This window comes from Microbacterium terrisoli (assembly GCF_030866805.1).
Classification (GTDB): Bacteria; Actinomycetota; Actinomycetes; order Actinomycetales; family Microbacteriaceae; genus Microbacterium; species Microbacterium terrisoli.
On record NZ_CP133019.1, the window covers coordinates 2,025,829 to 2,042,761 of the forward strand.

Genomic DNA, 16,933 nt, shown 5'->3' on the forward strand with positions numbered 1-16,933 from the left:
GCATACCTACTGCTTCGCGCGTAGCTTCTTGACCGGTCGAACAGGCTGCGTTGCCTGGTAAAGTGCGGGCCATGAACAAGCAGAATTACGGGGAGCCGTACGGAGCAGGAGTGAAGCCGGCGCGGCCCGCATGGGCAACGTGGCTGATCGTCGCGCTCGTGCTGCTCATCGTCACGGTGGTCTGCTTCGTTACCGGGCCGTGGTCACTGTTCTGGGTCATGGCTGCGGGCACGTTCTTCTGCCTCGTCGGCTCCGCGATCTCTGCGCTCACCAACGTCAAGAACTAGCGTTTGGTGCGTTCGACCCGCTCGAGCCGGAAGAACAGTCCGTTGAGATTCGCCTCAGGGTTGGACTGACGCAGACGATCGAGCGCGTCCTGCTTGACCTTCTCCGCGTAATTCACGTCAGGTGCGTACAGCACCTTCTTGGTTTCCGGGTCGACCACTCGAACACCGGCACGCCAGAACCAGTCACCCGACCGATCGTCCGGGTTGCCCTGCAAAGCGTCATCCAACGGGATCCCGTTGGCGTCCAAGCTCTGCTCCCATACCATCTGCGCGAGCATCAACCGCACATCCTCGCGTGACCATTCCGGTTCACGGGACACAACATGCCCGACGATCTCGCCGGCCTCACGAATGTAGGAGACGAACTCGCGGGGCTCCCACCCATACAACCGGCGTGGGGAGACACCGAGAGTGCGTGCTAGTCGGAGTCGCTGGCGAGCTTCGGGCGTGAGACTTTTCCCAGACGCTGCACCTCGTCAGCAGTGTCGGCCACATTCAGTTCGAACACCGCCGCGGCGATCTCATCCACCGACCGGCCACGCATCCGCCCCAGAAGCTGATCCCACTGAGCCTCCGTGATCGGGGACTCCTTGCCATCGATCACAGCAACACCGTTGACCTGTGCTGCGTCGAGACACACCGTGTTCAGGTCGTACCCGCCGAACCCGTTCGAATGCTTCGCCGTCAACGCGACCCACTCAACACCAGGCAGAGCGTACACACGCAGAGTCAGCATATGCTCCGCATCGCGGGCATCCAACGCGTTCTCACGCTCCAGGATCGACGCGAACTCATCCGCGAACGTCGGAATGTCGGGAGTCGACGTCAGCCGCTTGTCCCGTGAAGCGTTCTCCGTCGCATCGGCGATCCGACGCTCCAACTCTTCCCGTTCACGGGCCAGAGCATCACGCTCACCATTGTCCACACCCAGAGGGATCAGGACATCCTTGTGCGGTACGGGAGCAGCCGCGGCAGCAGCCAGCAGTTCGTCCAGATTCATCTCATCCACCTATCCCACCGGCCAGGTCAAGTGCGGGGCGGACGTGGCCGGTGGATGGAACCGCCCGCCCCACACATCTCACGTCGCGGAAACTGTCGCGTCCTCGACCTCACCGGTCACGAACAGTTTCTGCGTCTTCGTGAACACACCGTTCGCGGTCGGGGCGTCCTTCATCGCGGACCCGGCCTGGATCGGCCACACCTCGAAGATGTCGTCCGCGGCGATGTCGTCCGTGTACGGGACAGCCCACCGGATGTACAGTGAACCCTCCACACCCTTCGTGAGTACCGCGTCCGCCACATCATCCGACGCACCGTACACACGCTTGATCGTCAGGGACTTCGTTTCCCGGCCCGGACGCTCCAGCGTCTGACCCAGCGTCAGCCGGTCATCCGTAACGGTCGCCTGATCCCCACCGGGCGTGAAGCCGTCACCGGTCAGGTTGTAGGTGATGTCCTTCACCGTCGCCGCGGTCAGCTCAGACACCTTCGGGCTGAGCTTCGACGCCACACCATCGGAGGGGACGAAAAGCACGAGCAGGTTGTCGTCGGAGGCGACAGACCCGGGCGTGACCTTTGCTCTGGTCATTTCTCAGTTCCTTTCACATCGCCACCGGCCTTCTTGCCCGCTGTCGCGGCCTTACCCGCCTTCTTGGCGGAAACCTTCACGTAATCGCCGGGGAAGCGCTTCAACCACGCTTCGGACACTTCCCGGACCACACCCGTCTGGGCGTCTTTCATCTGAGGCATCATTCGTCCCTTCACGCCCGCCGTGACACGAGCACATAGTCCACGTCCTGAAACACGACCGTCTTGAAGTCTTTATCGGTCTGCGGGTCGTCCTCACCGTCGAACCGGACACTGCACGCACGACCGGCCGCAGTCGGTGCCCACCCGATCAGCACCCCCCGCGCCAACTCCGACATACGCCGTGCACCCGCCGCAGACGTTGACACCGCACGCACTGTGAAGTCCCAGGACGCATCAGAATCCGCATCCTGGGTGGATGTGAGCCTCTTGTCGTCCAACTCGCTCAACGCCCCGTACAGCACGTAGTACGGGGTCGGGAACGGCACACCGTCCGGGTTCACCGCGAGCGTGTCATACGCCGGATACAACGTCGCAAGCCGGGCCTGCACATCCGTGAGAACAGTCACGCCCGCGCCTTCACCAACCGATAATGGATGCGCTGAACCTGCCGTCCCCGACGGTCCACCCGCATGCCGACAACCTCAGCCGCGATCGCCCAACGCTTCGACAATCGGATGATCGGCCAGTGAGCGCGCAGCTTGTACATGCCATCCCACGACTCCGGCTCGTACCCGAACAGATACGCCATGTCGTAGTCGTAGAACGCAGTCCCAACCGGCTGACAGATGCGCTCGCGCCTTTCCGCGTATGTCTCACTCACAGCCCGTTCTCCTTCAACAGTTGATCCAGGGCAATCCCGATCCCCTTCTCCACGTCATCCGCAGCGAACTTCTCCGCCCGACGACGCGCACGATCCGGGGCACGTTTGATCGACCCTGTGGACAGCGGGTCGTCGAAAATGCCGAACGAGGGCACCAAACCTCCGTGGCCTGTCTTCCCGCCATACCGGGTGAGATCGGGCCCGACCTCGAGTTCAACATCACCGTCCAGGACGGAACCGGTGATCTCGTAGTCGATCGTCGCGCTGTACCTCGAGCCTGCAGGGTTCTTCGAGATCTCCTGCCAATGCTTCTTCGTCCTGATGCCCGTCTGCTGCACCACCTGGCGGGCTTTCTTCGGTGAACCCTTCGCCACCGCTGACAGGTCCGCGACAAGCTTCGACAGGTCATCGTCAGCCACGGCGAATCACCTTCACGTATTTCGCCACGTCGACGACGAGCGTGACCTTCACGCGCTTGGACATCAGGAACCCTCCGACACTGGATACCTCGCCGCGGTGACCTGCCCCGAATCGGGCAGACCATCCACGGTGAACTTCCGGCCCACCAGACCCGCATCAACCGTCGACGCGGTAACAGTCACCACATCACCCGGCCGCACACCCGGGGTGGACCCCACCGCCACATCCACGCGACGCTGCTGCACCACCACCAGTTGGGCGCCAGACTCGCGCGGCGACACCACCTGAGACGTGAACTTCACCCGCCCGGGAACCTCATACAAGGTCGTCTCACCTGGAACCGGAACACCGTTCGCGTCATCCACCGTCCCGACACGGGTGAACCGCAGAGTCTCCGTGAACCGTGACTCAGCCTCAGCCCGCAGATACGCGAGCGCTGTCTGTGTGTCAGACCCGAGGCTCATCAGAACCCCAACGTGTAGTCACTCGGCAACAGGTCGACACTGAACGCGCCCCCCGGATCGGTCAGCCCCAGCAACGTCCACCATTCGTCGAGGATCGTCACCCGACCTTTGCCCGACCGATACGACTTCGACGTCTGACCGTCATCCACCGACACGGTGACCTGTGTCACGTCATCGGGGCGTTTCACCTGCGCGACGACAGCCTCACGGACCACATAATCCATCCGGTCCGGGTCCGGTGTCTTGTCCAGTTCCGTCGCGCGCGCGTTGATCAACATCGTCGCATCGGCGATCCACAGCGCCCACTGTTTCTCCGTAGGCGAGTCGGTGGAGGGTGCGGTCTGCCCGAGAGCAACCGCAATATCCGCAGGTGTCACAGCCATGACCGCACCCCCTCAACTCAGGAACGAGCCGTGCTCGTCAGCTTCACGAACCGCGACGAGTCACGGACCTGGAAGCCGATCTCGATCTCAGCCCGGACAGCGAACATGTTCCGCTGCCACAGGTTGATCACGTTGGGAACGTCCACCGTGTCGGTGCCCGAGGTGGTCAGTGTGGTGGTGCCGTTGGTGATCGACGCCTCCGAGAAGGAGATCGACACACCCTCGACCGAACCCCAAACCGCAGACGACCAGTCGCCGGCAAAACCGACCTGGCTCGACGCGGACGGAACACCCTTCGAGTACGACACCGGCTCGCCGAGCAGCAGCGGCACATTCGAACCGTTCGCGATCGAATCGACCAGCAGCGGACGGCCGGTCGTGTCGACCTGGTTCAGCAGGAGACCCTTGCCGGACGAGTTGAATACCCACCCGTCGAGCGCACCATCCGCATCCGCGACGGCCTGATACGCCGCCACGAGGCCCGCGTAGGTACCCTTCTTCACGTCGGTGGCGTTCGGTCCGATCGCGACGGTGGTCGAACCGCCGAGCTGCGCGAAGTTCGAGCCCGGCGCACCCGACGATGCGAACACGGTCGCGTCGAACTTCTTCGCCAGTGCACCGGGGAGACGCGTGATGCACTCCCGGTACAGTGCCGCCTTGTCGCGACGGAACTGGTTTGAGAACGGGACGATCACCGCGAGCACATACGGGGTGATGTCCTTCGAACCGAACGTGGGCGTCGAAACGGGCTTCTCATCCGTCTCAGCCACCCAGTCGGCCTCAGGGTCGCCCGTCACGATCGGGATCGTGATACCCGAACCGGGCATGTTGATGCGTCGGGCGCGCTGCTGCACAGCAGACGCCTCCTGCATGTTGGTCCAGATCTCCGCAGAGACCTCCTTGGGAAGCGGCACCCCAGTGGTGCTGCGGTTCACATCAATGCCAGCCATGATGCGGTCCTTTCAGGTCAGATGGCGTCCCCGATCGCTTCCGCGAACAGGTCGGCCGTGGTCTTCTTGCCGGAGGGATGCTTGCCCTCCTGGGTGACGACCGGCATACGCGGTTGTTCACCCTTGAACTGAATGAGCGCATCCGCCGCGGACTCAAGCTCTTCCCGAGTGCTGCCGTTCAGCAGGTCTGCGGGAACACCCTTCGCGGCGGCGACCTCAGCCTTCACGCGGCCCAACCGTTCGTCCGCGAGATCCTGTTCAAGGGTCGCGAGCCGGTCCGCGTTCTTCTGGTCCTCGGTCTTCTTGTCGTTCTCCGCCTGGTCGAACTTCAAGGCCTTTGCCTTCATGTCCTCGTAGTCGGCGAACTTCGCGCGCTCCCGAGCAATGCGAGCCTGAATGGCCTTGTCGAAGTCCTCCTGCGACGTGATCGCGGTGAACTCCTTGCCTTCCGTGCTCTGCCCGTTGGTTTCTTCCGTGCCCGTGGTGGGGGCCGTTTCATCAGCCATGAGCTGATCCCTTCATCCGTTTTGGGGCCGTCGCCCATGGCCGCGAAACCGTCGCGTACGGAGCACGGAAGAAACCGTGCAAGTCAGTGGTCGAACCCGTACCTCTCGCGCATCACGCGGGTCAGGTTCTTGTTGTTGATCGACAGTTCCGGGTGCGCTTTCAAGAAGCGGCGATCGGACCGGAACTTCGGATAATCCGGGTGGTTGTAGTGCTGATCCATCAGGTACTGACGGGCGCCAGACGCGGCCCGTCCGTACTCGTCCATGTATTCCGCGTCAGGGATAGGCGAGCCATCCCACGACGGAACCTCCACACAGTGGCAGTGATCATGCCAATGCGGATCGGATGTCCGAGCCTCCTGCGCCGACATCAGCGCACAGAACGCACACGCATTCGCAGACGCATACCACCGCACACCCGTCGACGTCGGGTCTTTCTTCGCGGCCTGAAACACCGTCTGGCGGTCCATGTTCGCGACATACTTCTGCGTCACACCGCCCAGCCGGTTCAACGCTTCAGCCGGCCCGAGCTCGAACAGTTCCGGGGTGAACAGCGGCACCAACGCCCAACCAAGCTCCGACGACAGCGTTTCACCCAGCGACGGGGTGGCAAGCTGCGCGGTGAAACCAGGCTTGGGTCGCTGCGTCTCATAGAACAACGCACCCGTCACGGCCGCAGTCTCCCCGTAGGTGGAGATCACCGCCGTGGACGCGGCTCGCAACTGACCGGCGACCTTCTCTGGTGCCTCGTTGAGGATCGTGTTTCCGTATGTGGTCAGATCCGACGCCGCCGTCGTGGTGATCGCGGCGACATCATCACGGTGCGCGTCAACTTCCGACAGCAGCACTTTCCACCGCCGCACCCGCCGCCGCCGCAACACCCGTCCGCAACTGGAGCGCCTGCGCGCGTCGCCCTTCCGCCTCGAGTTGATCGATCTGCTCAAGCGACAGACCCGCGTACTGCCGACCCACACGTGAAGTCGCGAACACCGGATCCTGACCGGCGATCTTCGTGTACGCATCGGCACGGGCCGAGGGAGACACGATCGCCGGGTCCGTGTACGACGCCCGCAGTGTGCGCATCTGCTCCGGCGGCGCGTCGAGGTTGTCGCGCAACATCACGGCCATGCTCATCGCGTCGACATCCCCGTAACCCCACAACGCGTTCTGATCCCGCGTGGTGGTGATCAGGGTCTCCTTCGCCGCGAAGATCGCGTCCGCGCTCGACGGGTTCGACGTGTCCGCGAACTTCACATCCAGATCCTGGTCGTCAGCGAACAGGTTCGCCCACGTGCGCAGAGTCTCCGTGTGCGGCTGCGGCGACGCACCGTTGAAACGCTGCAGCGTCGGTTCCGGTTCGCCCTCATCCGGGTCGTACCGGAGCGCTTTGATCCGTCCCATCACCGCAGACCAACGGTCACCGCCCGCGAACTGGGACACATCCGCGCCGAAAAGCCAGTACTCCGGGGCCGAATAGAACTCGGACGACACCTCCATGCGGACGATGTTCCGCAGCGCCGCGTCGAGGAAGTACATCGACGCCGCGGTGATACGCGAATGACCCAGAGGACGACGCAGCTCAAACTTGTGCACCAGCGCCGCCGCCGGCACACGTCCCAAACGGTGCGGACGTGAAGAAACGTCCCACCCATTCAGCGCCTTGGAAATCACATGCACGTAGAACGGCGTGTACATGATCATCTCGGACACGAGCCCGTCGTTGTCGACGTCCGTGACCGACAGGAAGCCCTTCAGTGTGCGGCGGCGACGGTCCCAGATAGCAGCGGAGTCTTCCGCTGCACGCGCGATCACCAACACCGAAGGCTCACCAGCGCCGACGTCACCCGGCGTGACGGTCAGGAACGAACATCCGTGGACAGCGGAAGAGATCTGAGCCGCAGGAAGCTCCACCCGGAACCGGTTCTCCCACATGATCTGCTCGAGCCCGTACGGGTCGACATCGCCCGACGCGTCCACGAACCCTTCAAAACGGGAACGGTCCGTCAACGCGTGGACACCCTTCGCGGTCCACCCCAACGCCGCAGCAATGCCCGACATCTGCGGAGGCAGACTGATGCCGAAGTCTTTCAGCGCCGCTTCACCGTCGTAGTACACCGAACGGGTGAGATTCCGGCGACGGCGACGGTTCCACACCTCCCACAAGTCACCGAACAGGTCAGAATCATCACCCAGATCAACGGCCGGAAGCACAGGCAGCACAACGTCTGTCACAGGATCACCGCCCTCGGTCCACGCTCAGACGCCTGCTTCACAGGACGCGACTTCACACCAAACAACGCCAAACCCACGGCCTCAACAGGGGTCTCATCCGACACAGAACCCCACCCCCAACCGCCATCACGAGTACGCGGAACCTGCACCGCCGACAACGCGGAAGCATCCAACTGTTCCTGGCCCTTATGCGTCAGAGACCCGTCACGCGCCGAATCCAACAGCATCGCGCACGACTGCAAATACTGACCCGTCGAAGGCAGGATGATCCGCCGCTTCGGCACACCCCGCTGAATCAACAATTGCTCGAGCACACCAGCGCCGGCACGACCCGAGATCACGATCGCGCGTGCACGACGCCACCGAGGCACCGCGCCAACCTTCTCCGCGAACCAGTCAGCGAGAGGTGCGAGCCCCTGCTCGATCGCCCCAGCGAACGCATCCAACAGTTCCACGTGCGTTGAATCCTCAGCGACGAGCGCGCCACCCACCGCAACCCGCATCCCATCCACACTGAACGCCACGCCGAACGCTCGTTGCCCCTCCGTGGGAACACGATCCTCCGGCACCTGCAACCCGCCCCACAACGGTGCGAGCGGACCGGAAGACCCACGGTCCTCATCCCAGATCCCGAGGGCCTCACGCTTCCACGAGTTGTCATTCGGGAGGTTCTTCCGCAGTCGCAGCATCGACCGCAACGGCGTGCGGTGCGGGTACGATGGGTTCGCGATCGCCCACTGCCCCCGATCGTCCGGGTCCGCGTCAGGGTCAGCCGAACACTCGATGTACACGGCATCCTCAGACTCACCCGACAACGCCTCATGACGCCTGGTGGTGAACGCCTCACCCGGATCAACAGGCCGCGGAGGCGTCCCCATGAAGAACAGCAGCGCGCCCGCAGGGAACCGTGACTGGTTCGTCGCCGCCACCATGTCCTCAAGCGCCTTCTCCGTCAGGATCTGCGCCTCATCGAACACCTCAATGTCGACCTCATCGAACCCACGCCCGAACCCCATCTCGCGGGCACCAAACATGATCACAGACCCATTCGTGAACAAGATCTCCTGCTCACCATTCGTCGCACGGGTCGACTCCACGAACCGCGCCACCGACTTACGCCCCGCGAACCCACGCAACGACGCGAACGTCTTCGACGCGGTACGAGTCCGGTGCGCCGACCACAACACCGTCAGATTCGGGAACAGTGTGCACAACGCGAACACGATCCGACCGACCATGTACGTCTTCGCCACCTGACGAGGAATCGACAACGTGATGCCGCCGATAGTCGCCGCGTAATCGCCGTTCTCACGCTTCGACAAGATCAGCTTCGACGCGCCCCGCTGCCACTCATCGAACTCGTCACCGAACTCACGGATCCGCGCCTCAACAGCCGGCCACCCCGTCGACACGATCCCGACCGGCACAACCACATGCCGAGCAACCTCAGACAGCCGACGCGTCGAACGCTTCGTCTGCGACGTTTGCGGCATCCGTACCTTCCTCAGCCTTCCGCTGCTCAAGAACAGCGATCTCCTTGCCGAGCTGCATCAACCGGATCGACAGCGACGCCATGTCACGCGACGGGCAATTCGGGTCATCCAACTTCCGGGCAATGACCTTCCGCGTCAGCTTCAACTGCCACAGGTCGTCATCCCGCTCGGCGGCCTCCTCGATCGACGTCGGAGGGCGCCGCGGCACCTCATCCTCAGCCACCGCACGGAGAACACGTGTTCGAACCATGCCGAACACCTCCTTGGTGGAAAACGGCGGGGGGAGAGCGGCCCTGCTCCCGGGGGGTTCCTGTCCGGCGGGGGTGGGGGGTGGGGTGCCACCTATGTTCGAATGTCCGCGTGCCGATGTTCGAATGGGTCGTTCGCGGTTCGTGTCACCAGATGTTGGATGGTTGGGCTGGCGTGTGGGTTTGTGCGAGCTTCGCTTTGGCTTCTGCGAGTGTCATGGTGGATTTCCATGCGTTGCAGCGTCGGTGTAGGTGGTGGGTGTTGTTGCGGTCGTAGGGTGATCCGCCTCTTGCGCGTGGTAGGTCTTCGTCGACTTCGCCTGAGAGTGGGTGTGGGACGCAGCCGGTGCAGGTGGTGCGTGGGCAGGTGCGTCCGTGTTGGCCTGGGAGGTAGCGGAGGGTGCGGTCGATGGGGAGGCCGCAGAGTGCGCAGTTGGGTTCTTCGGCCCGGACTCGGGCGACGATGGCTCGGCGTCTGGCCCCGTTGGTGTTGTGTCGTGGGGTGGCCACTGTGCCCTCCCCCTCGCCTGATGCCCCCGGGTTAGTCCTCGCCGAGTATGACTGCGGGGTTGTCGCCGTATGCGCGGGCGGTGATGCCGAGCGGGTGCGTGTCCACAGTGACCGGTGCGTCGCGCTTCCCGATGGTGAACTCTTCGGCAGGGTCGAGGCTGGGGTCGTGGAGTTCGTTGATCGGGTCGCAGCATGTGGCGAGTTCGGCGAGGTTGTGGCAGATGCGTCCGCAGTCATCGCAGATGTAGGCGGGGCGGGTCATTCGTCGTCGTCCTCGCCCGAGTTCTCGGCCTGCTGTGATGTGATGCGGAGGATGCCGACCGTCATGGGCCAGGGTTGACCGGTGGGGACAAGATGGCCGACGACTGACGAGTTGGCTTGTTCGAGTTCGGCGGAGAGTCGGTGTGTGCACAGGACCCAGGCTTCGACGTACTGGCCCGGGTATACGGTGTCGTGGTATTCGCGGATTGCGGCGTGGAGGCGGTCTTTCGCGGCCTGCGCTTCATCGTCGCTCATCGTCGCGGTCTCCGGTAGTCTTCGCGCGCCATACGTGCGAAGATCGGTGCTTCATCTTCCGAGATGCACCGTTCGTATGCTGGCTCCAGGATGTCGGTGGGGTCTACGCCGTACGGCTCGAGCAGCACCCGGAGCTCGTCGGTGTGAGCATTGATGAAGCCGGCGATCGCGCGTGTCGCATCACGGTTCAGTGGCTCGGTGACCACTTTGCGACCGAAAACGATTGGTCGCTTCATGATCGTTCCGCCTCACATCGTCCGCAGTAGGTTCGCTCCGCGAGCGTGCTTACACCTGCACTGGTCAGGTGGAGCATCACGACCTGACGGAGCGCATCGAACCCGCAGCCGGGGCATTCGCCGGGGATGTCTCGGATCACGGCGTCGACCTTGATTACGGCTTCGGTTGCCACTTCCGCCTCCGGAGTCTGGTTTCGGGTGGGTCAGCGAACGTGAAGATCGTGTACAGGATCATGCCGTGGTAGCGCCACATGATGGTCATCATGATGATGCCGAGGGTCAGGCCCAGAGTGAACCTCATGCGAACCCGACCATGTACCGGAGGTCTATAACCGTTGATGCTTGCGCGTTGAGTTGTTCCCAGAACCTGGTCCCGCAGTGGGCGCAGTAGGTGAGTGTGACACCGGAGTGCATCTTCGCGTAGACGAATGCTTTAACTGAGGGGCCGCACCGGTCGCACGTGTCGTGCTCGACTTCGACGACCTTGATGCGGTCCACGATGTCGACGGGCGTGTCCATGGCTACACGATGAACGTTGGAACGAACGGTTTCGCGGGACAGGTTTCGGGGGCGTCGGGGTTGCCGATAGCGTCAGCGAGAGCAGCACTCAGAGCACACCCGCACACAGGGCAAGGCTTCGGCTCGAACATGACGCCTCCCGAGGAGGTTGTGGAGTTTCAAGAGGATGCGTGCGACTTCGCGGCCCGTTTGACAGGTGTTCGGTCGGAGAGGTTCACACGCAAGATGGAAGATGCCACGGCGGCGGGGGCATCCACAGGCTCGGCCATCACTGGCTCCACGATCCCGCCCTTACCGGCTGTATTCGGCCGTGGACTTCTGCGAGGGTTGCAACTCCGTTTCGGCGGGAGCGTGTACTCGGCCCGCGTCGGGCTCAGTCGCAATCCGCCAACTCGGCCTCGCATTGTGCCACGGCGAGGACTCGAACCCCGCACCCGCTGTTTACAAGACAGCCGCTCTAGCCTGATGAGCTACCGTGGCGCACCACCACAACCGCACGCGGATTTGATACCTGAAAGGTTGTGGTGGGCAGGCCGTAGCTTTTGGTTCGGGTTCACCATGCAGGAGCCACGGAGGAACTGCTGAGCCGATATACTTCCGTCGACGGGTCGGTATCGGCAAACGACACCATCGAACAGTGACCCACCGACGTTGAGGGACACGACGTCTGCTCCAACAGGCGAAGCGTCCTGGTCGGTGGTGCGAGGTCCAGATACGGGCTATCCCTCCGCGGGTTATCTCAGCATTGGAGTGCCGTCCCGGTGGACCTGCCGGTAATCGAAACCGGATATCCGACCGCATGGCGAGGTGAGGCGTGATCGCCACTGACATGCGCGTCGGGCTTCCCTGTCAGGCCCGTGACCGCCACGGCTTAATACGCCGGCTCGGCCATGTTCAGTTGTGACCTCAAGTCCCCCCTGAGGTTTGTCGCCGCATTCGGGGTGCGGCTTGTCACCGACCGGCGACCGTAGCCGCTACGCCGGGACGAATGATGCCCGCCGGGCTGGGGACCGGGGCGGGCATAAGAAAGCCGGGTGGACAAACCTGTCCCCCGGCACTTACCGATGCTAGCAGAAACGAATCACATGCGTGTAGTTCTGTCTCGCGTGTCACACAGTCGGTTCAACCAATGCACGATCTCGCGTGCTCGCATCGCTTTCCAGATGAGGACTTTGATGCGTATCCACGCCCACCCGCCCGTCTCCTGCACGTCATCCACGAGGTCTCCGTGCCAGCCGATCACCCAGCGCGTCTTACTCATAGTTTTGATCCTCCCATCATGGTCTCAGTCTTGGCGATCTGTTCGGCGAGGAACTTGAACTGTGCCGGGGTCCACACGACCCCGCACGCCGCGCACCTCGCATCCAACGTCTCCCCCGTGTCCCTATCACGTCGGAACCCCAACGCGGACGACCGGACGTTCTCACCGTCCACCCACCGGTACACGTACCGTTCACCGCAGGACACGCACGGTGATTGGATTTCGGCCATGCGCGGCGGGTCGAAGTAGTCGCGGATGCGTTGCTCCCAACCCTTCACGGCGTCCTTTGCGTACATGTCCCGACCGTTCACGGTGACGATCGTGTCGTCGTCGATCTTCGCCGCCCACCGTGCAAGCATCTGCTCGAGTCGTTCCGGCCCTGGCACGAGCTCGAACTGTTCCGCCCAGCACACGGTGATCTCCGTGTCGATGTCGGTGTACAGGTCCAATGCTGCGGCCTGCAGTGGCAGTTTCGACCTGTGCCCGCGCCCGGAGTTGTCGGCGACACCGGACCCGAAGATCGCTTCCCTGAGCTGGGAAATGAGAGACGGTTCCGAGTGGACCTCGAAACCGTCGATTGTGTGTATCCCCCGTTTATGTGTGCGGGTGAGGACTTCAACATCGGTACTCATGGTTTCTCCCTCAGTGCCCGTTTGAGCGGCTTACTTACACGGGTGTAGTTCGTTGTACCTGGTCGAGGTTCTGACGCGTCCGCGGAGCGCACAGCGCCGTACAGGACGGATTGTGAGGTTGACGCACGGTTACAACCGCAGTTCCCCGTGCAGTCAGCCACATGTCCGCAGTCCTCACACCGGTCGTCCATTGCGGCGGTCATTCGTTCCCCTCTGGGTGCGTCGCCGCATAGTGGGCGTCGATATCCCCGAGCAAGACCCCGCACGCCACGCACGCGAGCAGACGCACTTCCGGTGAACCGGTTACGACTGCCATAACTCGCTCGTCGTCAAAATCCATCACTTCTTCCCCTCTCGTGTGGCTCGGGCAGCCTCCAGAGCGGCGCGGGCGGTGTCCGTGTAGAACCCACGGTTCGACGCCCACGACGTGTCAATTTCGGCGTCGTCGGCACGCCACAGCGTCCGCGCCGCCGTTTCGACCTCGGCGTCCGTCACCGGAGGCTCCGGGCGGGTGGCGAGCACGGTCGGGACCAGCCACTCGGCAAGCATCTCCACGTCGATCGGACCGTCCAGCTTGGTCTCGTACTCTCCGCTGTCTGCGATCTCGTAGTTTCGAGCCCTCGGATGCTCGCCCAGCCGGTCCGCCAGCGCCTCGAAGATCGCCTGCTCGATGTGGGTGGTCATCAGTCGCCCTCCTTGTCGTCGTAGATGATTCCTCGGATCACGGCCAGGATCACCGAGGATCGCTCGTCGTCGTCCAGTACCCCAGCGATCCGGGCGAGTTTCGCCTCGGCGGCGTCTGCGCGCTTCGAGTATTCATAGGCGCGGTCCTCCCACCGCTTGCTTTCGTCCCGGTAGTAATCCCGGTCGGCACCATGGATCGGACAGTCGACGTTCGGTCCGTCGCTGACGATGGACGCTGGGCTACAGGTGCACTTCGGCGGTTCCGGGTGCTCGGTGGGAGTGCGGTCATCCTCAGCGCTCCCGCGCGGCGTGGACAGCCCGTCATGGAACCCCTCGGTGTACCCGGCTTCGTAGTCGTCAGAGCGCTCGGCGGGGGCGTGGCCAGCGACCCCGGTGATGATATGCGGGGACATGATCCGGGGAGGGGCGCCATGCTCCAGCGCCTCGCGATCGTCTTGGTCGGTGGGGGCGGATGACTGCTCGAAGACGGCAAACACCGCCTCGGCAACCGCCTCCCACGCATCCTTTCCCCACGGGACGCGCCGATACGCATCAAACGCGACTCGCTGGGCTTCCTCGATCATCTGCTCACGGTCAAGCATCGGGGTTCTCCATCCCGAAGCACGGAGCCTGCCCGATCAGCTCGACGATCTCCCAGTCGGCCATGTCCGCCGCGGCATCGATGCTCTGCTGGTTGATCGCGACGCGCAGGAACTCCAGCACGGCAGCTTCGGCATCGACGGCGACCTGAGTTGCCTCGCGGTCGTCGAACTCGCGGTCACCGACCATCAACGTCGATGCACGCCCGACGATCTCGTGCATCAGCGCGTCGAACGTGAACCCATTGAGCGCGGCATCCCGCGCCCGGTCCTTCCAGGTGTTGCTCATTTCTGGTATTCCTCCTTGCTCGGGGTGGACAGTGCTTCCCTGATCCGGTCGGCTACAACCTGCGACCCGACTGCGACGTAATACGACGGAGCGGGCTGCGACGTGTCACCGGGGACGACCGCGTAATGGGCTGCAATGGCCAGCGCTTCGTCGATGCGGGCTTGCAGGACGTAACGCTCGGCCTCGGCGGCGTCGGCTCGGGCAATCAAGTCATCAGCGTCCGTCTTCTCCCAGAGCGTTCTCAGACGCACGCTCTCGGCCTCGGCGGCTTCGGCGCGGGCCAGCACCTCTCGGAAGTAGTCAGCCTCCTGGATTCGCGGATGTGCTCTGAGCTTCATCTGTGCTTTGGCCAGGGCGTCGAGCACGGTGCGGATGTCGTCTTCGGACTGGCCGAATCCGAACTGGCCAGCAGGTATCGCGTTCCACAGTCGCTTCACGGCTTCGTCAAGCTCGGTCATGACTGCTCCCATCTCGCACGGGCTCGCACCCGCGCGGCGTCGGTGATCTTGATCCGTTTACCGGCGTTCGCGCCGAGACCCCACTCATACGTGTGCTCCCAGTACGGACGGCCGCAGTCGTCACAGTGGGTGAACGGTTGTCCGACCCACGCGAACGTCTCGCACGCAGGCTTCTCCTCGACGGAGGAGTCCACGTCAATGCCGGCTTCGGTGAGCATCTGCTCCGTCTCGAAGTGGTGCAGCTCACGCTGGTGCATCTCAGCCAGCACCCGCTTGTGCTCGGCGAGGAGGTCTCGAACGGTCAGGGCAAGGTCCGCCTCATTCGGTTGCCACCTCGACTCGGGATCATCGAACGCGGCGAGCACCGCCTCGGCTTGCTCGATTGCTTCACTCATCGGTCTTGCTCCCTTCGGTGTCGGGTACGGGCTCCCACTCGGTGGCGGGGTGGCGGCGCTCGATCTCGACATCGGGATCTCGGAAGTCCTCACGCAGTTCTTCGAGCGATGCATACATCATCCAGTCGCCGACCGTCCGGTACTCCCAGTCGTCCTGGCGGGCGGACGCGAGCACGGTCAGCACGTGCCGCGCAACCTCGCGCCAAGACTCGACGGCCGGGATGTTGTCGACAACCAGGTCTTCCCAGCGGTCTACATCCTCAGGTGCGTGCTTCAGGAATGCGCCCTCGTATGCGGCCTTCGCGGCGGCTTCGATCAGTTCTTCGTCGGTCACAGTCCCGCCTCCTTCCGAATCTGGGCGGCGCGGCCGCGGAACCAGTTGCGGATGATCTTCGAGAAGTAGACGCGCTCCTGTTCGGGCTGCGCCGCGTACTCGTCCGCCACCCGCTCGAGCAGCTCGGCGTCGTGAGCGGCGAGCCAGCGGTCGAAAGCACGGCGCGCGTAACGCTCCCACTGCGGGTATCCGATCGGGTCGTGGTGTTCCGCTTCGGGGTCGATCGCGTAGCCGTCGCGCACCTGCTCAGTCGTCGGCGTCCACTCCTCGATCATTTCGGTCCTTTCGATGGTGTGCTCCCATGTGCACACGCACGGCATGTCCAGGTCAGGGTCACGTGTCACGATCAGTTCCCCGGCACCGTGGCAGTACGGGCAGTCAGGGTCAGAACGGCGTCGAGTCGGCATCGTTGAATCCCGTCTCTGCTGGCACCGACCATGCGCCGGCTTGTGTTTCCTGACGGCGCTCCGTGCGTGACGCCTCAACCTGCGCGAACCGTGCATCGGGGCCGAACCCATCAGCCGTGACCTCCCACGACTGACGTTTCTCGCCCTCACGTGTCTCGTAGTCGCGTTGCTCGAGCCGGCCGGTGACGATCACCCGTGTCCCCTTCGGGAGCTTCGACGCGTTCTCCGCCAACGACCCCCACAAGGTCACCCGGTGGAAGAACGTCCGCTCATCGTCGCCACGTTTTATGTTCTCCGCGACGGTCACACTCCCCACCGCTTTACCTGACTTCGTGAATCTGATGTCGATGTCCGACGTCGTGTTGCCGATGATCGTGGTGTAGCTCATGCTGCTGCTTTCTGTTCGTGCGTCATCATCAGACGCAGTTCCTCGGTCTTCTGGTCGTAGCGTCGTTTCCCGGCCTCCCACGACGGGACCTCGAACCGTTGGTATCGGAGCCGGTTCATCCGCCGCCGGTCCGACTGCAGGCGTTCGATGAACGCCGCGAACTCGAGGTCGGCGAGGGATGCGTTCTTCACCCCACGGACACGGGCGAGGATGATTTCGAGGGCTTGACTGTTCGTGACCTGTTCTTCACGGGCAACACGGCGGATCATCGCTACGGACGCGTCACTGATCTCGACGTTTGCTCTCATCGAA

The 16,933-nt window shown here is 63.3% G+C and carries 30 protein-coding genes and 1 tRNA gene; 1 reads left to right on the forward strand and 30 read right to left on the reverse strand.

Going from position 1 to position 16,933, the window contains the following annotated elements; all coding sequences use genetic code 11:
- The first annotated feature begins 71 nt into the window (after positions 1 to 71).
- Positions 72 to 287, forward strand: coding sequence for a hypothetical protein (locus tag QU603_RS08835; protein ID WP_308491021.1), 216 nt, complete (start codon positions 72 to 74; stop codon positions 285 to 287).
- On the opposite strand, the gene QU603_RS08840 is transcribed toward QU603_RS08835, so the two are convergent.
- The 30 genes from QU603_RS08840 to QU603_RS08985 all read right to left on the reverse strand — a co-directional run bounded on the left by QU603_RS08840 (position 284) and on the right by QU603_RS08985 (position 16,929).
- Complete coding sequence (locus QU603_RS08840) at positions 284 to 568, reverse strand: hypothetical protein (protein ID WP_308491022.1); 285 nt, start codon at positions 566 to 568, stop codon at positions 284 to 286. The two genes, QU603_RS08835 and QU603_RS08840, sit on opposite strands and share 4 nt — an antisense overlap.
- A gap of 137 nt (positions 569 to 705) precedes the next feature.
- Complete coding sequence (locus tag QU603_RS08845; RefSeq protein WP_308491023.1) at positions 706 to 1,287, reverse strand: hypothetical protein; 582 nt, start codon at positions 1,285 to 1,287, stop codon at positions 706 to 708.
- A 78-nt stretch (positions 1,288 to 1,365) separates the two neighbouring features.
- Entirely contained in the window at positions 1,366 to 1,875 is a 510-nt protein-coding gene (locus tag QU603_RS08850) for a phage tail tube protein (RefSeq protein WP_308491024.1), read from the reverse strand.
- Positions 1,872 to 2,027, reverse strand: coding sequence for a hypothetical protein (locus QU603_RS08855; RefSeq protein WP_308491025.1), 156 nt, complete (start codon positions 2,025 to 2,027; stop codon positions 1,872 to 1,874). The genes QU603_RS08850 and QU603_RS08855 overlap by 4 nt, the downstream gene beginning before the upstream one ends.
- 20 nt (positions 2,028 to 2,047) lie before the next feature.
- The gene (locus tag QU603_RS08860) at positions 2,048 to 2,443 is read right to left on the reverse strand and encodes a hypothetical protein (RefSeq protein ID WP_308491026.1); all 396 of its coding nucleotides are present in this window, start codon (positions 2,441 to 2,443) and stop codon (positions 2,048 to 2,050) included.
- The gene (locus QU603_RS08865) at positions 2,440 to 2,697 is read right to left on the reverse strand and encodes a hypothetical protein (RefSeq protein ID WP_308491027.1); all 258 of its coding nucleotides are present in this window, start codon (positions 2,695 to 2,697) and stop codon (positions 2,440 to 2,442) included. Before QU603_RS08865 ends, QU603_RS08860 begins: the two co-directional genes overlap by 4 nt.
- The gene (locus QU603_RS08870; protein WP_308491028.1) at positions 2,694 to 3,116 is read right to left on the reverse strand and encodes a hypothetical protein; all 423 of its coding nucleotides are present in this window, start codon (positions 3,114 to 3,116) and stop codon (positions 2,694 to 2,696) included. The genes QU603_RS08865 and QU603_RS08870 overlap by 4 nt, the downstream gene beginning before the upstream one ends.
- A 63-nt stretch (positions 3,117 to 3,179) precedes the next feature.
- Entirely contained in the window at positions 3,180 to 3,581 is a 402-nt protein-coding gene (locus QU603_RS08875) for a DUF6093 family protein (RefSeq protein ID WP_308491029.1), read from the reverse strand.
- The gene (locus QU603_RS08880; RefSeq protein WP_308491030.1) at positions 3,581 to 3,964 is read right to left on the reverse strand and encodes a hypothetical protein; all 384 of its coding nucleotides are present in this window, start codon (positions 3,962 to 3,964) and stop codon (positions 3,581 to 3,583) included. The genes QU603_RS08875 and QU603_RS08880 overlap by 1 nt, the downstream gene beginning before the upstream one ends.
- A gap of 17 nt (positions 3,965 to 3,981) precedes the next feature.
- On the reverse strand, positions 3,982 to 4,914 hold the full coding sequence (locus QU603_RS08885) for a phage major capsid protein (RefSeq protein ID WP_308491031.1): 933 nt from the start codon (positions 4,912 to 4,914) through the stop codon (positions 3,982 to 3,984).
- A gap of 17 nt (positions 4,915 to 4,931) precedes the next feature.
- Positions 4,932 to 5,420: a hypothetical protein gene (locus QU603_RS08890; protein ID WP_308491032.1), complete on the reverse strand. Its 489-nt coding sequence runs from the start codon at positions 5,418 to 5,420 to the stop codon at positions 4,932 to 4,934.
- An 83-nt stretch (positions 5,421 to 5,503) separates the two neighbouring features.
- Positions 5,504 to 6,268 (reverse strand): VG15 protein, encoded by a 765-nt coding sequence (locus tag QU603_RS08895; RefSeq protein ID WP_308491033.1) that lies wholly within the window; start codon positions 6,266 to 6,268, stop codon positions 5,504 to 5,506.
- Positions 6,249 to 7,652: a phage portal protein gene (locus QU603_RS08900; RefSeq protein WP_308491034.1), complete on the reverse strand. Its 1,404-nt coding sequence runs from the start codon at positions 7,650 to 7,652 to the stop codon at positions 6,249 to 6,251. The genes QU603_RS08895 and QU603_RS08900 overlap by 20 nt, the downstream gene beginning before the upstream one ends.
- Positions 7,649 to 9,145, reverse strand: a complete 1,497-nt coding sequence (locus QU603_RS08905; RefSeq protein WP_308491035.1) for a hypothetical protein — start codon at positions 9,143 to 9,145, stop codon at positions 7,649 to 7,651. The genes QU603_RS08900 and QU603_RS08905 overlap by 4 nt, the downstream gene beginning before the upstream one ends.
- Positions 9,099 to 9,368, reverse strand: coding sequence for a hypothetical protein (locus QU603_RS08910; RefSeq protein ID WP_308491036.1), 270 nt, complete (start codon positions 9,366 to 9,368; stop codon positions 9,099 to 9,101). Before QU603_RS08910 ends, QU603_RS08905 begins: the two co-directional genes overlap by 47 nt.
- Positions 9,369 to 9,934: 566 nt before the next feature.
- Positions 9,935 to 10,165, reverse strand: coding sequence for a hypothetical protein (locus QU603_RS08915; RefSeq protein WP_308491037.1), 231 nt, complete (start codon positions 10,163 to 10,165; stop codon positions 9,935 to 9,937).
- Positions 10,162 to 10,419, reverse strand: a complete 258-nt coding sequence (locus QU603_RS08920; protein WP_308491038.1) for a hypothetical protein — start codon at positions 10,417 to 10,419, stop codon at positions 10,162 to 10,164. Before QU603_RS08920 ends, QU603_RS08915 begins: the two co-directional genes overlap by 4 nt.
- Entirely contained in the window at positions 10,416 to 10,655 is a 240-nt protein-coding gene (locus QU603_RS08925) for a hypothetical protein (protein WP_308491039.1), read from the reverse strand. The genes QU603_RS08920 and QU603_RS08925 overlap by 4 nt, the downstream gene beginning before the upstream one ends.
- 297 nt (positions 10,656 to 10,952) lie before the next feature.
- Entirely contained in the window at positions 10,953 to 11,174 is a 222-nt protein-coding gene (locus tag QU603_RS08930) for a DUF7455 domain-containing protein (RefSeq protein ID WP_308491040.1), read from the reverse strand.
- Positions 11,175 to 11,580: 406 nt separating this feature from the next.
- Positions 11,581 to 11,654 (reverse strand) — tRNA-Thr (locus tag QU603_RS08935).
- A 777-nt stretch (positions 11,655 to 12,431) separates the two neighbouring features.
- On the reverse strand, positions 12,432 to 13,067 hold the full coding sequence (locus QU603_RS08940) for a DUF7340 domain-containing protein (protein ID WP_308491041.1): 636 nt from the start codon (positions 13,065 to 13,067) through the stop codon (positions 12,432 to 12,434).
- A gap of 339 nt (positions 13,068 to 13,406) precedes the next feature.
- Entirely contained in the window at positions 13,407 to 13,751 is a 345-nt protein-coding gene (locus QU603_RS08945; RefSeq protein ID WP_308491042.1) for a hypothetical protein, read from the reverse strand.
- A complete protein-coding gene (locus QU603_RS08950) occupies positions 13,751 to 14,353 on the reverse strand; it encodes a hypothetical protein (RefSeq protein WP_308491043.1) in 603 nt (200 codons plus the stop codon). Before QU603_RS08950 ends, QU603_RS08945 begins: the two co-directional genes overlap by 1 nt.
- The gene (locus QU603_RS08955) at positions 14,346 to 14,639 is read right to left on the reverse strand and encodes a hypothetical protein (protein WP_308491044.1); all 294 of its coding nucleotides are present in this window, start codon (positions 14,637 to 14,639) and stop codon (positions 14,346 to 14,348) included. Before QU603_RS08955 ends, QU603_RS08950 begins: the two co-directional genes overlap by 8 nt.
- The gene (locus QU603_RS08960) at positions 14,636 to 15,097 is read right to left on the reverse strand and encodes a hypothetical protein (RefSeq protein WP_308491045.1); all 462 of its coding nucleotides are present in this window, start codon (positions 15,095 to 15,097) and stop codon (positions 14,636 to 14,638) included. The genes QU603_RS08955 and QU603_RS08960 overlap by 4 nt, the downstream gene beginning before the upstream one ends.
- Entirely contained in the window at positions 15,094 to 15,492 is a 399-nt protein-coding gene (locus QU603_RS08965; RefSeq protein WP_308491046.1) for a hypothetical protein, read from the reverse strand. Before QU603_RS08965 ends, QU603_RS08960 begins: the two co-directional genes overlap by 4 nt.
- Positions 15,485 to 15,826, reverse strand: coding sequence for a hypothetical protein (locus QU603_RS08970; protein WP_308491047.1), 342 nt, complete (start codon positions 15,824 to 15,826; stop codon positions 15,485 to 15,487). Before QU603_RS08970 ends, QU603_RS08965 begins: the two co-directional genes overlap by 8 nt.
- On the reverse strand, positions 15,823 to 16,101 hold the full coding sequence (locus QU603_RS08975; protein WP_308491048.1) for a hypothetical protein: 279 nt from the start codon (positions 16,099 to 16,101) through the stop codon (positions 15,823 to 15,825). Before QU603_RS08975 ends, QU603_RS08970 begins: the two co-directional genes overlap by 4 nt.
- A gap of 109 nt (positions 16,102 to 16,210) precedes the next feature.
- The gene (ssb, locus tag QU603_RS08980; RefSeq protein WP_308491049.1) at positions 16,211 to 16,621 is read right to left on the reverse strand and encodes a single-stranded DNA-binding protein; all 411 of its coding nucleotides are present in this window, start codon (positions 16,619 to 16,621) and stop codon (positions 16,211 to 16,213) included.
- The gene (locus QU603_RS08985; protein ID WP_308491050.1) at positions 16,618 to 16,929 is read right to left on the reverse strand and encodes a hypothetical protein; all 312 of its coding nucleotides are present in this window, start codon (positions 16,927 to 16,929) and stop codon (positions 16,618 to 16,620) included. The genes ssb and QU603_RS08985 overlap by 4 nt, the downstream gene beginning before the upstream one ends.
- Positions 16,930 to 16,933: the final 4 nt, after the last annotated feature.

Coding starts and splice junctions, on each gene's coding strand:
- QU603_RS08950 (WP_308491043.1), bottom strand. CDS start 14,353: ATGCTTGACCGTGAGCAGATGATCGAGGAAGCCCAGCGAGTCGCGTTT.
- QU603_RS08940 (WP_308491041.1), bottom strand. CDS start 13,067: ATGAGTACCGATGTTGAAGTCCTCACCCGCACACATAAACGGGGGATA.
- QU603_RS08930 (WP_308491040.1), bottom strand. CDS start 11,174: ATGGACACGCCCGTCGACATCGTGGACCGCATCAAGGTCGTCGAAGTC.
- QU603_RS08890 (WP_308491032.1), bottom strand. CDS start 5,420: ATGGCTGATGAAACGGCCCCCACCACGGGCACGGAAGAAACCAACGGG.
- QU603_RS08880 (WP_308491030.1), bottom strand. CDS start 3,964: ATGGCTGTGACACCTGCGGATATTGCGGTTGCTCTCGGGCAGACCGCA.
- ssb (WP_308491049.1), bottom strand. CDS start 16,621: ATGAGCTACACCACGATCATCGGCAACACGACGTCGGACATCGACATC.
- QU603_RS08985 (WP_308491050.1), bottom strand. CDS start 16,929: ATGAGAGCAAACGTCGAGATCAGTGACGCGTCCGTAGCGATGATCCGC.
- QU603_RS08855 (WP_308491025.1), bottom strand. CDS start 2,027: ATGAAAGACGCCCAGACGGGTGTGGTCCGGGAAGTGTCCGAAGCGTGG.
- QU603_RS08845 (WP_308491023.1), bottom strand. CDS start 1,287: ATGAATCTGGACGAACTGCTGGCTGCTGCCGCGGCTGCTCCCGTACCG.
- QU603_RS08965 (WP_308491046.1), bottom strand. CDS start 15,492: ATGAGTGAAGCAATCGAGCAAGCCGAGGCGGTGCTCGCCGCGTTCGAT.
- QU603_RS08850 (WP_308491024.1), bottom strand. CDS start 1,875: ATGACCAGAGCAAAGGTCACGCCCGGGTCTGTCGCCTCCGACGACAAC.
- QU603_RS08920 (WP_308491038.1), bottom strand. CDS start 10,419: ATGAGCGACGATGAAGCGCAGGCCGCGAAAGACCGCCTCCACGCCGCA.
- QU603_RS08835 (WP_308491021.1), top strand. CDS start 72: ATGAACAAGCAGAATTACGGGGAGCCGTACGGAGCAGGAGTGAAGCCG.
- QU603_RS08975 (WP_308491048.1), bottom strand. CDS start 16,101: ATGATCGAGGAGTGGACGCCGACGACTGAGCAGGTGCGCGACGGCTAC.
- QU603_RS08955 (WP_308491044.1), bottom strand. CDS start 14,639: ATGAGCAACACCTGGAAGGACCGGGCGCGGGATGCCGCGCTCAATGGG.
- QU603_RS08960 (WP_308491045.1), bottom strand. CDS start 15,097: ATGACCGAGCTTGACGAAGCCGTGAAGCGACTGTGGAACGCGATACCT.
- QU603_RS08915 (WP_308491037.1), bottom strand. CDS start 10,165: ATGACCCGCCCCGCCTACATCTGCGATGACTGCGGACGCATCTGCCAC.
- QU603_RS08885 (WP_308491031.1), bottom strand. CDS start 4,914: ATGGCTGGCATTGATGTGAACCGCAGCACCACTGGGGTGCCGCTTCCC.
- QU603_RS08925 (WP_308491039.1), bottom strand. CDS start 10,655: ATGAAGCGACCAATCGTTTTCGGTCGCAAAGTGGTCACCGAGCCACTG.
- QU603_RS08945 (WP_308491042.1), bottom strand. CDS start 13,751: ATGACCACCCACATCGAGCAGGCGATCTTCGAGGCGCTGGCGGACCGG.
- QU603_RS08905 (WP_308491035.1), bottom strand. CDS start 9,145: ATGCCGCAAACGTCGCAGACGAAGCGTTCGACGCGTCGGCTGTCTGAG.
- QU603_RS08875 (WP_308491029.1), bottom strand. CDS start 3,581: ATGAGCCTCGGGTCTGACACACAGACAGCGCTCGCGTATCTGCGGGCT.